The organism is Streptomyces sp. QH1-20, assembly GCF_041283565.1.
GTDB lineage: Bacteria > Actinomycetota > Actinomycetes > Streptomycetales > Streptomycetaceae > Streptomyces > Streptomyces syringius.
This window is the reverse complement of record NZ_CP166299.1, coordinates 6189722-6202220: the sequence shown is the minus strand read 5'-3', so window position 1 is coordinate 6202220 and position 12499 is coordinate 6189722. Positions and strand designations below refer to the sequence as shown.

Here is a 12499-nt window from a genome sequence, read left to right as displayed (position 1 = left end):
CGTCAGGCGTCCTTCGGTTCGCGGGGCGGCGTGTGGTTCCAGAGGTGGTGCAGGGCGTAGGAGCGCCAAGGGCGCCAGGTGTCGCAGGCGTCGGCGGGTGCGCCGAGGGCGGCGAGCCCGTGCCGGGCACCGGCGTCGCCCGCCAGGAAGACATCGGGGTCGCCGAGGGCCCGCATGCGGATGTAGCCGGCGGTCCAGGGGCCGATACCGGGCAGATCGAGCAGGGCGCGCTCGGTGGCGTCCCGGTCGACGCCGGGGTCGAGCCGGACGCGGCCGTCCGCGAGGGCGGTGGCGACGGTGCGCAGGGCGCGTCGCCGGGAGTCCGGCATGCCGAGCTCCTCGAGGGTGGCGTCGGCCAGGGTGGCGGGCTCGGGGAAGACGTGGGTGAGCCCGCCGTCCGGCGCGGCGAGCGGTTTGCCGTAGGCGGCGACCAGGGTGCCCGCGAGCCGTGCGGCGGCGGCCACGGTGACCTGCTGGCCCAGGACGGCCCGTACCGCCAGCTCCTCCCCGTCCGCCGCCCCGGGTGACCGCAGTCCGGGGCGGTCGGCGACGAGGGGCGCCAGGTGGGGGTCGGCGCCGAGCCGCTCGTCGACGGCGTACGGGTCGGCGTCGAGGTCGAAGAGCCGCCGGACGCGCTGCACGGCGGTGGACAGGTCCCGGGGGTCGGTGAGGTGGAGGCGGCAGTCGAGCCAGTGGCCGCGGCGCGGCCCGGCGGGGCGCGGTTCGTGGACCTCGGCGATGCCGGTGCCGTACGGCAGGCGCAGGGTGCGGCGGTAGGTGCGGGCGCCGACCGCGCCGAGGGTCTCCTCGATGCCGGGGACGGCGCGCCGCTGGAGGAAGTCGAAGATCTCCCGGGCGGCGTACGGGCCCCGGTGCGCGAGCCGCAGGGGGATGCCGGCGGCGGCACGGCCGCGCGTGCCGGGCGCCTGGGCGCGCAGCGCGCTCGGGGTACGGGCGTAGGTCTCGCGGATGGTGTCGTTGAACTGCCGCACGCTGCTGAAGCCGGACGCGAACGCGAGTTGGGTGACCGGCAGGTCGGTGGTCTGCAGCAGGACCCGTGCGGTGTGGGCCCGCTGGGCCCGGGCGAGGGCGACGGGGCCGGCGCCCAGTTCCTCGGTGAGCTGGCGGTGCACCTGCCGGGAACTGTACCCGAGCCGGTCGGCGAGCCCGGCGACCCCTTCGCGGTCGACGACACCGTCACCGATCAGCCGCATCGCGCGCCCGACCAGGTCGGCCCGTACGTTCCACTCGGCCGACCCGGGCGCGGCGTCCGGCCGACAGCGCCGACAGGCCCGGAACCCGGCCCGCTGGGCGGCGGCGGCCGACGGGTAGAAGCGCACGTTCGCCCGCTTCGGGGTCACCGCCGGGCAGCTCGGGCGGCAGTAGATGCCGGTGGTCACCACGGCGAAGAAGAACACTCCGTCGAAGCGGGCATCACGACTGCTCACTGCCTCGTACCTGGTCTCTTCGTCCATCACGCCTTCCAGTCTGCGCCATGCGAGGCCGCGGGACTGGCGGAAATCGGACGCGACGGTGGCCCTCCGGGCGGGGGCGCGTGGGCCTACGGCCTACGGCCCCGGCCGCAGGCCCGGACCGGCCGCAGGCCCGGACCGGCCGCAGGCCCGGACCGGCCGCAGACCCGGACCGGCCGCAGACCCGGCGCCTCGGGGGCGTGCCCCCTTCGGGGGATGCCCTCGTCGGCGCCGGGCACCGGAACCCGCTTCGCCCAGCGGCTAACGCCCCCGCTTGCGGGCCATCATTTCGCGCCCCAGTGCCTGCTTCTTCTTCCAGTCGCGGCGGATCTCCGCGCGCAGGCGGGCGTCCGTGCGGGCCGCTATGCGCTGGTTCTCGCGCAGGAGCTTGCGGTAGCTGTCCAGGCGGCGTTGGCGCAGCTCTCCCGTCGCGAGGGCTTCCAGGACCGCGCAGCCCGGTTCCGCCTCGTGGCCGCAGTCGTGGAAGCGGCAGCGGGCCGCCAGGGACTCGATCTCGGAGAACGTCTGCGCGACGCCGCCCTCGGCGTCCCAGAGGCCGACGCCCCGCAGGCCCGGGGTGTCGATCAGGACGCCGCCGCCGGGCAGCGCCAGCAGATTGCGGGTCGTCGTGGTGTGGCGGCCCTTGCCGTCCCGGTCGCGGGCGGCCTGGACGGTCTGGACGTCCTCGCCGAGGAGCGCGTTGGCGAGGGTGGACTTGCCGGCACCGGACTGGCCGAGGAGCACCGATGTCCCCCCGGCCAGCGCGGCGGCCAGGATGTCGACGCCCTCACCGGTCGTGGCGCTGACCGCCAGGACCGGCACGCCGGGCGCCGACGCCTCCGTGTCGGCGACGAGGTGGCCGAGCACCTCCGGCCCGGCCGTCTCCGTGACCAGGTCGGCCTTGGTGAGGACGACGACGGGCGCGGCGCCGCTCTCCCAGGCCAGGGCCAGGAACCGCTCGATCCGGCCGAGGTCCAGCTCGACGGCGAGGGAGACGGCGATCACGGCGTGGTCGACGTTGGCCGCGAGGATCTGGCCCTCGGACCGCTGCGAGGAGGTGGAGCGCACGAAGGCCGTGCGGCGCGGCAACAGGGCGCGGACGAACCTCTGGGCGAGGTCGACGGCCGCCCAGTCGCCGGTGCACATGATGCGCAGGGGGTCGCCCGTGGTGACGAGGGCCGTGTCGGCGTGGACCGTCCGTACACCGTCGCCGTCAGGGACGACGAGATCGCAGCGGCCGCGGTCGACGCGAACGATCCGCCCGGGCGCGAGGCCCTCCGCGGCATACGGGGTGAAGCTGTCAGCGAACCCTTCGTCCCAGCCGTAGCCGGTGAGCGGGTGTGACGCAGCGAGCTCGAACAAGGAAGTGATCCTTCAGGAAAGAGGAAGTGTGAACCGACTTCTGAGTGCGGGCAACGCCCGTCGCAATGACAGTCATCACGGTCCTCACCTCCTGGTTTCCTGTGTCTCGCCGCGTGGTCAGCGCGGTGTGTGGCGAGCGTAGGCGCTCGCCCGACCACCGCGCCAACGATTTTCTAGCCGCGCCCGTCCGGCTTCGCGTGCCGGCCGTGCTTCGCGTGCTTCGGCTGGTGTTCGGGCTTGAGGTGGTGCAGCCGGGCCCGGACGTCCTCGGGGGGCAGGAACTGCGCCCAGCGCTCGGGGAACTCCGACGGCGGCTCCCGGTCCTGGCCCATGACACCGTCCTCCTCGTCGATGTCGTCGGGAGGGTACGCCCGGGCGGCGCGTTCGGCCGCCGCCCGCGCCGCCGCGGCCTCGCGCACCCGGTCCACCTCGGCGCGCGCCGCGGCGGTGGCGACGGACGGCCACACCCGGTCTATCGCGGCGTTCACCGCGGCGCCGACGAGGACCGCGAAGGCCGAGACGCCGATCCACAGCAGCACGGCGACGGGTGCGGCGAGCGAGCCGTAGATGGTGGGGCCCTCGACGGTGTGGGTGAGGTAGATGCGCAGCAGGAAGCTGCCCAGCACCCACATGCCGAGGGCGACGAGCGCCCCGGGGATGTCCTCCTGCCAGGGCGAACGGACGGGCACGGACACGTGGTACAGCGTCGTCAGGAAGACGACGGAGAGCAGCGTGACGACGGGCCAGTACAGCGCCCGGACGACGTCCGCGCTCCAGGGCACGATGTCCAGCACGGCGTCCGGCCCGGCGACCATCAGCGGAAGCACCACCGCCCCGATGAGGAGGGCGACGATATAGAGGAGGAAGGCCAGCAGCCGGGTCTTGACGATGCCGCGCTTGCCCTCCAGCCCGTACATGATCGTGATGGTGTCCACGAAGACGTTCACGGCGCGCGAGCCGGACCACAGGGCGATGGCGAAGCCGACCGAGATGATGTCCGGGCGGCCGCGTTTGGTGACGTCCTGGAGGAGGGGCCGCGCGATCTCGTTGACGCCCTTGTCCGACAGGACGGTCGCGGAGGCGTTGAGGATGTTGTTCTGGATGCTCTCGATGGTCTTGGTGCCGGTCCAGGCGTCCAGGTAGCCGAGCAGGCCGAGGAGACCGAGGAGCAGGGGCGGCAGCGAGAGCAGCGTGAAGAAGGCGGCCTCGGCGGCGAGCCCGGTGACGCGGTACTCCACGCAGGAGTTGACCGTGTCCTTCAGGAGGAGCCACGCCATCCTGCGTTTGGAGACATTTCGGTACAGGACGCGAGCCCTGTGGAGTCGGCCGACCGACCGCCCCGGTGGTTCATTTGCTGCCTGCACGCCCTTACCGTATCCGCCGAATGGCCCTTGGCCTGCACGGTGGCCGGATGGGTGGGGGTACCGGAGCCGGGGTGAGGCGGAGCGGGGCGGGTGACGGCCGCGACGGCGGCGGGAGTCGAGGCGGAGGGTGATGCTGCGCCGACTCGGCACCACCCTCCGACCGCTCCCTGTCACCTTGCGCCCGCACCGGCGCCACCCGCAACGGTTGCACTGCGTTGCAATCTTGCCGATGCCCCGACGCGACGGGCCTCGCGGCGGCACCATTGCAGCGTGAACCGCAGACCATTCGAGGCGGGCCTGCTGCCCGCCGTCCGGGAGGCGTGGCTCGCTGATCCGTCGCCCGCCGGTACGGAGCCTGCCCGGCGGGCCGGAGCCGTGCTGCCGCGCCAGGTGATCGGGCAGTCGTGGCGTCGCGTGCGGCGCCACGGCATCGACCCGGACGTGGGCCGGGCCGCACCGGCCCTGTCGGCCGAGGAGGTGGAGCACCGGCGGCACACCTCTCCGCTGGGCGGGCTGCTGCCGCAGTTGCGCGAGGGGCTGGGCGAGGTGGCTGACACCGTGCAGCATCTGATGGCCGTCGCGGACGCCGACGGCCGGGTGCTGTGGCGGGAGGGCAGCCCGGGGGTGATCCGGAACGCCACCCGGCTGGGCTTCGACGTGGGGGCCTCCTGGACGGAGGAGCTGGTCGGCACGAACGGCCTCGGCACCTCGCTGGTGGAGCGCCGCCCGGTGCAGGTGCACTCCGCCGAGCACTTCGTCCGGACCCATCACGCCTGGACCTGCGCGGCGGCCCCACTGCACGACCCGCGGGACGGGCGGCTGGTGGGCGTGCTGAATGTCAGCGGGCCCGCCGGCGCGTTCAATCCGGCCTCGCTGGCCCTCGTCACCGCCGTGGCCAAGGTGGCCGAGGCGGAGCTGCGTGCCCGGCACTGGGAGTCCGTCGACCGGCTGCGTTCGGTCGCCACGCCCATGCTGGCCCGGATCGGCGGCCGGGCGCTGGCGGTCGACCGGGACGGCTGGACGGCGGCGGTGACGGGCATGGGCCCGGTGGGGCGGGTGGTGCTGCCCAAGTCGGTGGCACCGGGGCGGGCGTGGCTGCCGTCCCTCGGGCTGTGCCGGCTCGAACCCCTGCCGGACGGCTGGCTGGTGCGCGTCGAGGAGCCCGACGCGGGGGCGGGCCGGGACGGCACGCCGAGCCGGGTGGTGCTGGATCTGCGCCGGCCCCGGAGCTGGACGGTGACGGTCTCCGGCGAGTCGGGGCAGTGGTCGCAGGAGCTGAGCCCGCGCCACGCCGAGCTGTTGTACGTACTGGCCCGCCACCCCGCGGGGCGCACGGCCGCGGAGCTGGCGGCGGACCTCTTCGGCGACGCCACCCGCACAGTGACGGTACGGGCGGAGATGTCCCGAATGCGGCGCACGCTGGCGGGGGTGCTCAGCCACCGCCCGTATCGCTTCACGGACGGCATCGACGTCCGGCTGCTGACGCCGCTGCACGCGGAGGACCTGCTGCCGGCGTCCCGGGCCCCGGTCGTGCTGGCCGCCCGCCGCGGTCTGCCGGCGCACTGACCACCGCCCCCGTCCGGGCTCCGGCGATGCCCGTCCGAGCGCGTGGTTGGCTGGGGCTTATGAGTAACAGCGTGATTTCTGTGACGACCTGGTCCCTGGAACAGACGTCGCCGGCCGACCTCGCGCCGGTGCCCGAACCGGACACGCCGGACGGTCTGCGGATCGAGCGGGCCGAGGTGCCCTCGCCGGAGCTGAGCCGTTTCCTCTACACGGCGGTGGGCGGCAGCGTCAGCTGGACCGACCGGCTGCCGTGGTCGTACGAGCGGTGGCAGGCCTATCTGGAACGGCCGGGCGTGGAGACCTGGGTGGCGTACGACCGGGGTACCCCGGCGGGTTACATGGAGCTGGAGCCCCAGGACGAGGGCACCGTCGAGATCGCCTACTTCGGGCTGCTCCCGGCGTTCCAGGGGCGTCGCCTCGGCGGGCGGCTGCTGTCGTTCGGCACCGCCCGGGCGTGGGACCTGGCCGAGCGGTGGCCGGAGCTGACGCCGACGAAACGGGTGTGGCTGCACACCTGCGACAAGGACGGCCCGCACGCCCTCGCCAACTACGAGCGGCGCGGCTTCCGGGTCTTCGACACCAAGACGGAGGACGAGCCGGCGGTCCCGCCGCCGGGCCCCTGGCCCGGGGCGTAACGCCTGGCCGGCCGGTTCGATCGCCGGACGGGCTGCATTGGCAGCCCGTCCGGCGCTTGAGGACGCGCCCGCAGGGCGCCCGCCGCCGCGGGCGGCACAGACAGCCATCCCGGCATCCGAGACGATACAGTCCGCATCGCGGACAACGCTTTACTGGCCGGAGACCGCCGTGCCACGCTTCCGTCATGTCTCGAGCTGGAGTTGCCTTGGTGAGTCGACGCCACGTCGACCTGGGCCGCATGTCCAGCGCCATCTGTCCGGCGCGCTGAGAGTCTCAGCACCACCGTTCTTCCGCGGCGCCCTCCCGCCGCCCCCGCCGTCCCCATCGTCGCGGACGAGCCACCCCGAGCCGCCCCACCTCGCACCGCCGTGCCCGCGCACGTCGCACCACCCGTGACCGCCGTTTCGCGCCTGCCCGGGTCGATCCGGCGTATGCGCAGGTCACAGGTGGCGGCTCGGCGTGAACAGCCCTCCTCAGAGCCGCCCCCAGAAGGACATATCGCCATGGCTGCCACCTCGGAAAGCGCCGCCGACGCCACGACCCGCCGCAAGGCCGGCCGCCATCGCGGCGAGGGCCAGTGGGCCGTCGGCCATCACACGCCGCTCAACGGCAACGAGCAGTTCAAGAAGGACGACGACGGTCTCAATGTGCGGACACGCATTGAGACGATCTACTCCAAGGCCGGTTTCGACTCGATCGACCCCAACGACCTGCGCGGCCGCATGCGTTGGTGGGGCCTGTACACCCAGCGCAAGCCCGGGATCGACGGCGGCAAGACCGCGATCCTGGCGCCGGAGGAGCTGGACGACCGCTACTTCATGCTGCGGGTCCGCATCGACGGCGGCCGGCTGACCACCGGGCAGCTGCGCGTCATCGGCGAGATATCCCAGGAGTTCGCCCGGGGCACCGCGGACCTGACCGACCGGCAGAACGTGCAGTACCACTGGATCCGGATCGAGGACGTCCCCGAGATCTGGCGGCGGCTGGAGGCCGTGGGCCTGTCGACGACCGAGGCCTGCGGTGACACGCCCCGCGTGATCCTCGGCTCGCCCGTCGCCGGTATCGCCGAGGACGAGATCATCGACGGCACGCCCGCCATCGACGAGATCCACCGCCGGTTCATCGGCAACAAGGACTTCTCCAATCTGCCGCGCAAGTTCAAGTCGGCGGTCTCCGGTTCGCCGTTGCTGGACGTGGTGCACGAGATCAACGACATCGCGTTCGTCGGCGTCGACCACCCCGAACACGGCCCCGGCTTCGATCTGTGGGTCGGCGGCGGGCTGTCCACCAACCCGAGGATCGGGGTCCGGCTCGGCGCCTGGGTGCCGCTGGACGAGGTGCCCGACGTGTACGGCGGTGTGATCGGCATCTTCCGCGACTACGGGTACCGGCGGCTGCGCAACCGCGCCCGGCTGAAGTTCCTCCTCGCCGACTGGGGCGCGGAGAAGTTCCGCCGGGTGCTGGAGGAGGAGTATCTGCGGCGCCCGCTCCTCGACGGCCCCGCGCCCGCCGCGCCCGTCGAGCAGTGGCGCGACCACGTCGGCGTCCACCGCCAGAAGGACGGCGCGTTCTACGTCGGTTTCGCGCCGCGCGTCGGCCGGGTCGACGGCACGCTCCTGGTGAAGGTCGCCGCGTTGGCGGAGGCCCACGGCTCGGGCCGGCTGCGCACCACCGCCGAGCAGAAGATGCTGGTGCTCGATGTGCCCGAGGAGCAAGTGGAGTCCCTGGTCGCCGGGTTGGAGGCGCTGGATCTGCGGGTCAGCCCGTCGCCCTTCCGGCGCGGCACGATGGCCTGCACGGGCATCGAGTTCTGCAAGCTCGCCATCGTCGAGACCAAGGGCCGCGGCCAGAGCCTGATCGACGAACTGGAACGCCGGATGCCGGACTTCGACCAGCCGGTCACCATCAACATCAACGGCTGCCCGAACGCGTGCGCCCGCATCCAGGTCGCGGACATCGGCCTCAAGGGCCAGCTCGTCGTCGACGACGCCGGCAACCAGGTCGAGGGCTTCCAGGTGCATCTGGGCGGCGCGTTGGGCCTGGAGGCCGGTTTCGGCCGCAAGGTCCGCGGTCTGAAGGTCACTTCGGCCGAGCTCCCGGACTACATCGAGCGCGTCCTCACCCGGTTCTCCGAGCAGCGCGAGGACGGTGAGCGGTTCGCGACCTGGGCGGCCCGCGCCACGCAGGAGGACCTGTCATGAGCGGGCGGGCGGCCCCCTTCTACTGCCCGTACTGCGGGGACGAGGATCTGCGCCCCTCCGAGGAGGGGCACGGCAGCTGGGAATGCGGCGCCTGCAATCGCGCGTTCCGGCTCTCGTTCCTCGGGTTGCTGGCCAAGGGCCTGCGGCACGACATACGCGAAGGGGGCCCCGCAACACCATGACCCACGACGACTTGACCGACCGTCATGCATCGCTGGAGGCGCTGGCCGAGCGGGCCGGGCGGGAGCTGGAGGACGCCCCGGCGCTCGACATCCTGCGCTGGGCGGCCGAGACGTTCGGACCGCGGTTCTGCGTCACCTCCTCCATGGAGGACGCGGTCGTCGCCCATCTCGCCTCCCGCGTCCTGCCCGGCGTGGACGTGGTCTTCCTGGACACCGGGTACCACTTCCCGGAGACCATCGGCACCCGCGACGCGGTCGCCGCGGTGATGGACGTCAATGTCATCACCCTCACCCCGCGCCGGTCCGTGGCCGAACAGGACGCCGAGCACGGGCCACGGCTGCACGACCGCGACCCTGACCTGTGCTGCGCCCTGCGCAAGGTCCAGCCTCTGGAGGAGGGACTCGGCGCGTACGACGCCTGGGCGACCGGGCTGCGCCGCGACGAGTCACCGACCCGCGCGCACACTCCCGTCGTCGGCTGGGACGGCCGGCGGCGGAAGGTGAAGGTCTCGCCGATCGCCCGCTGGACGCAGACCGACGTGGACGCGTACGTCGAGGAGCACGGCGTGCTGACCAACCCGCTGCTGACGGAGGGCTACGCCTCCATCGGGTGTGCTCCCTGCACCCGCCGAACCGGCGCGGGTGAGGACGCCCGAGCCGGCCGGTGGGCGGGGCGCGGAAAGACGGAATGCGGGCTTCACGGATGACACGGGACGGAGTGCAAGAGATGAGCGGAGCCACCGTGTGGCTCACCGGACTGCCCAGCGCGGGCAAGACGACCATCGCCTACGCGCTGGCGGGGCGGTTGCGTGCCGAGGGGCACCGGGTGGAGGTGCTGGACGGCGACGAGATCCGGGAGTTCCTCTCCGCGGGGCTCGGGTTCTCCCGGGCGGACCGCGACACCAACGTGCAGCGCATCGGGTTCGTCGCCCAGCTGCTGGCCACGCACGGCGTGACCGTCCTCGTGCCCGTCATCGCGCCCTACGCGGACTCCCGCGAGGCCGTCCGCAAGCGCCACCAGGAGCACGGCACCGGCTATGTGGAGGTGCACGTCGCGACGCCGGTGGAGGTGTGCTCGGTACGGGACGTGAAGGGCCTGTACGCCAAGCAGGCGGCGGGCGAGATATCCGGGCTGACGGGGGTGGACGACCCGTACGAGGCGCCCCTGGAGCCGGACCTGCGGATCGAGGCGCACCGGTCGGGCGTCGAGGAGTCGGCAGCGGAACTGCACGCGCTGCTGACGGAGAGGGGAATGCTGTGAGCGTGGACGAGACCCCCTACGCCCTGACGCATCTGGACGCGCTGGAGTCGGAGGCGGTGCACATCTTCCGTGAGGTGGCGGGGGAGTTCGAGCGGCCGGTGATCCTCTTCTCCGGTGGCAAGGACTCGATCGTCATGCTGCATCTGGCGCTGAAGGCGTTCGCCCCGGCGGCGGTGCCGTTCTCGCTGCTGCACGTGGACACCGGTCACAACTTCCCCGAGGTCCTCGCCTACCGCGACCGCACGGTCGCCGAGCACGGCCTGCGGCTGCACGTGGCGTCCGTGCAGGACTTCATCGACGACGGGCGGCTGCGCGAGCGCCCCGACGGCACCCGCAACCCCCTGCAGACCGTGCCCCTGCTGGAGGCGATCGGCGCGCACCGCTTCGACGCCGTCTTCGGCGGCGGCCGTCGCGACGAGGAGAAGGCGCGCGCGAAGGAGCGGGTGTTCTCGCTGCGCGACGAGTTCGGCGGCTGGGACCCGCGCCGGCAGCGCCCGGAGCTGTGGCAGCTGTACAACGGCCGGCACTCCCCCGGTGAGCACGTGCGGGTCTTCCCGCTGTCGAACTGGACCGAGCTGGACGTGTGGCAGTACATCGCCCGGGAGAAGATCGAGCTCCCGGCCATCTACTACGCCCACGAGCGCGAGGTGTTCGCCCGGGACGGCATGTGGCTGGCGCCGGGTGACTGGGGCGGCCCCAAGGACGGGGAGCGGGTCGTCAGACGGCTGGTGCGTTACCGCACGGTCGGTGACATGTCCTGCACCGGTGCCGTCGACTCCTCGGCGGTGACGATCACGGACGTGATCGCGGAGATCGCCGCGTCCCGGCTCACCGAGCGGGGTGCGACGAGGGCCGACGACAAGCTGTCGGAGGCCGCGATGGAGGACCGCAAGCGCGAGGGGTACTTCTAGCCATGAGCACATCGATCGACCCGGCGGCGACCTCGCTGCTGCGTTTCGCCACCGCCGGCTCGGTGGACGACGGCAAGTCCACGCTGGTGGGGCGGCTGCTGCACGACTCCAAGTCGGTGCTGGCCGACCAGCTGGAGGCCGTCGAGCGGGCCTCGCTGGGCCGCGGACAGCAGGCGCCCGACCTGGCGCTGCTGACGGACGGGCTGCGGGCGGAGCGCGAGCAGGGCATCACCATCGACGTCGCGTACCGCTATTTCGCCACCCCGCGCCGCCGGTTCATCCTCGCCGACACCCCCGGGCATGTGCAGTACACCCGCAACATGGTCACCGGCGCCTCCACCGCCGAGCTCGCCGTGGTGCTGGTCGACGCCCGCAACGGCGTCGTCGAGCAGACCCGCCGACACGCCGCGGTCGCCGCGCTGCTGCGCGTCCCGCACGTCGTACTGGCGGTCAACAAGATGGACCTCGTCGACTACGCGGAGCCCGTCTTCGCGGACATCGCCGAGGAGTTCACCGCGTACGCCGCCTCGCTCGGCGTGCCGGACGTCACCGCGGTGCCGATCTCCGCGCTGGCCGGTGACAACGTGGTGACGCCGTCGGCGCACATGGACTGGTACGGCGGACCGACCGTCCTGGAGCACCTGGAGAGCGTCCCCGTCGTCGCCGACCCCACCGGTGACCCGGCCCGCTTCCCCGTCCAGTACGTCATCCGCCCGCAGACGCCCGAACACCGCGACTACCGCGGCTACGCGGGACAGCTCGCCTCCGGAGTGCTGCGTGTCGGCGAGGACGTCACCGTGCTGCCGTCGGGGCGGCGCAGCACCATCGCCGGAATCGACGCGCTGGGTTCGCAGGTCGACGTGGCCTGGGCCCCGCAGTCCGTGACCCTGCGCCTCGCCGACGACCTGGACGTCTCCCGGGGTGACCTCATCGCCCCCACCACCGGCGTGCCCGCCCTCACCCGGGACGTCGAGGCGACCGTCTGCCATGTGGCGGACCGGCCGCTGCGCGTCGGTGACCGGGTGCTGCTCAAGCACACCACGCGCACGGTCAAGGCGATCGTCAAGGACATCCCGTCACGGCTGACGCTGGGCGACCTCTCCCAGCACCCCGCGCCCGGCGAGCTGGCCGCCAATGACATCGGGCGCGTGGTGCTGCGCACCGCCGAGCCGCTGGCGCTCGACGCCTACGCCGACTCCCGCCGTACGGGTTCCTTCCTGCTCGTCGACCCCGCCGACGGTACGACGCTGACGGCGGGCATGGCGGGCGCGGCCTTCGCGGCGAAGGCGACGGACGAGGCCGCTCCGGTGGCCGACGACGAGGGATGGGACTTCTGATCATGACCTCGGCGGGCAGGGACTTCTTCTCGACCTTCGACAAGGAGGGCGGCCGGATCGGCAGCGGCGCCCTCGGCAGCGGACAGGGCGGGGTCGGGCGATGTGTGTGCTGACGCCCGTACCGCCGCCGTACCTCCCCCACCCCCGAAGACCCCAGCCGACGCCGGGCGTGCCCTAGCCGTACGCCCGGACCACCGAGAGGAACCC

The 12499-nt window shown here is 72.9% G+C and carries 13 protein-coding genes; 10 read left to right on the top strand and 3 right to left on the bottom strand.

Annotated features, from left to right (window positions below):
- Positions 1–2: 2 nt before the first annotated feature.
- From AB8O64_RS28105 to AB8O64_RS28095, 3 genes are all read right to left on the bottom strand, one after another.
- Positions 3–1475, bottom strand: a complete 1473-nt coding sequence (locus AB8O64_RS28105) for a DNA-3-methyladenine glycosylase 2 family protein (RefSeq protein ID WP_370423988.1) — start codon at positions 1473–1475, stop codon at positions 3–5.
- A 258-nt stretch (positions 1476–1733) separates the two neighbouring features.
- On the bottom strand, positions 1734–2843 hold the full coding sequence (gene rsgA, locus AB8O64_RS28100) for a ribosome small subunit-dependent GTPase A (RefSeq protein ID WP_370423987.1): 1110 nt from the start codon (positions 2841–2843) through the stop codon (positions 1734–1736).
- A gap of 164 nt (positions 2844–3007) precedes the next feature.
- A complete protein-coding gene (locus tag AB8O64_RS28095) occupies positions 3008–4198 on the bottom strand; it encodes a YihY/virulence factor BrkB family protein (RefSeq protein ID WP_370422073.1) in 1191 nt (396 codons plus the stop codon).
- 270 nt (positions 4199–4468) lie between these two features.
- Between AB8O64_RS28095 and AB8O64_RS28090 the strand changes: the two genes are divergently transcribed.
- From AB8O64_RS28090 to AB8O64_RS28045, 10 genes are all read left to right on the top strand, one after another.
- A complete protein-coding gene (locus AB8O64_RS28090; RefSeq protein ID WP_370422072.1) occupies positions 4469–5764 on the top strand; it encodes a GAF domain-containing protein in 1296 nt (431 codons plus the stop codon).
- A gap of 59 nt (positions 5765–5823) precedes the next feature.
- On the top strand, positions 5824–6399 hold the full coding sequence (locus AB8O64_RS28085) for a GNAT family N-acetyltransferase (protein ID WP_370422070.1): 576 nt from the start codon (positions 5824–5826) through the stop codon (positions 6397–6399).
- Positions 6400–6584: 185 nt separating this feature from the next.
- Positions 6585–6668, top strand: coding sequence for a putative leader peptide (locus tag AB8O64_RS28080; protein ID WP_356458947.1), 84 nt, complete (start codon positions 6585–6587; stop codon positions 6666–6668).
- Positions 6669–6903: 235 nt separating this feature from the next.
- Entirely contained in the window at positions 6904–8601 is a 1698-nt protein-coding gene (locus AB8O64_RS28075) for a nitrite/sulfite reductase (RefSeq protein WP_356458943.1), read from the top strand.
- Positions 8598–8783, top strand: a complete 186-nt coding sequence (locus AB8O64_RS28070) for a hypothetical protein (RefSeq protein WP_370422069.1) — start codon at positions 8598–8600, stop codon at positions 8781–8783. The genes AB8O64_RS28075 and AB8O64_RS28070 overlap by 4 nt, the downstream gene beginning before the upstream one ends.
- Positions 8780–9490 carry a phosphoadenylyl-sulfate reductase gene (locus AB8O64_RS28065; RefSeq protein WP_370422067.1) on the top strand — a complete coding sequence of 237 codons (711 nt, stop codon included), beginning with the start codon at positions 8780–8782 and terminating at the stop codon, positions 9488–9490. Before AB8O64_RS28070 ends, AB8O64_RS28065 begins: the two co-directional genes overlap by 4 nt.
- Positions 9472–10044, top strand: a complete 573-nt coding sequence (cysC, locus tag AB8O64_RS28060; protein WP_370422065.1) for an adenylyl-sulfate kinase — start codon at positions 9472–9474, stop codon at positions 10042–10044. The genes AB8O64_RS28065 and cysC overlap by 19 nt, the downstream gene beginning before the upstream one ends.
- Entirely contained in the window at positions 10041–10955 is a 915-nt protein-coding gene (gene cysD, locus AB8O64_RS28055; RefSeq protein WP_370422064.1) for a sulfate adenylyltransferase subunit CysD, read from the top strand. Before cysC ends, cysD begins: the two co-directional genes overlap by 4 nt.
- A gap of 2 nt (positions 10956–10957) precedes the next feature.
- On the top strand, positions 10958–12292 hold the full coding sequence (locus tag AB8O64_RS28050; RefSeq protein ID WP_370422062.1) for a sulfate adenylyltransferase subunit 1: 1335 nt from the start codon (positions 10958–10960) through the stop codon (positions 12290–12292).
- Positions 12280–12405, top strand: coding sequence for a hypothetical protein (locus AB8O64_RS28045; RefSeq protein WP_365213112.1), 126 nt, complete (start codon positions 12280–12282; stop codon positions 12403–12405). Before AB8O64_RS28050 ends, AB8O64_RS28045 begins: the two co-directional genes overlap by 13 nt.
- The last annotated feature ends 94 nt before the right edge of the window (positions 12406–12499 follow it).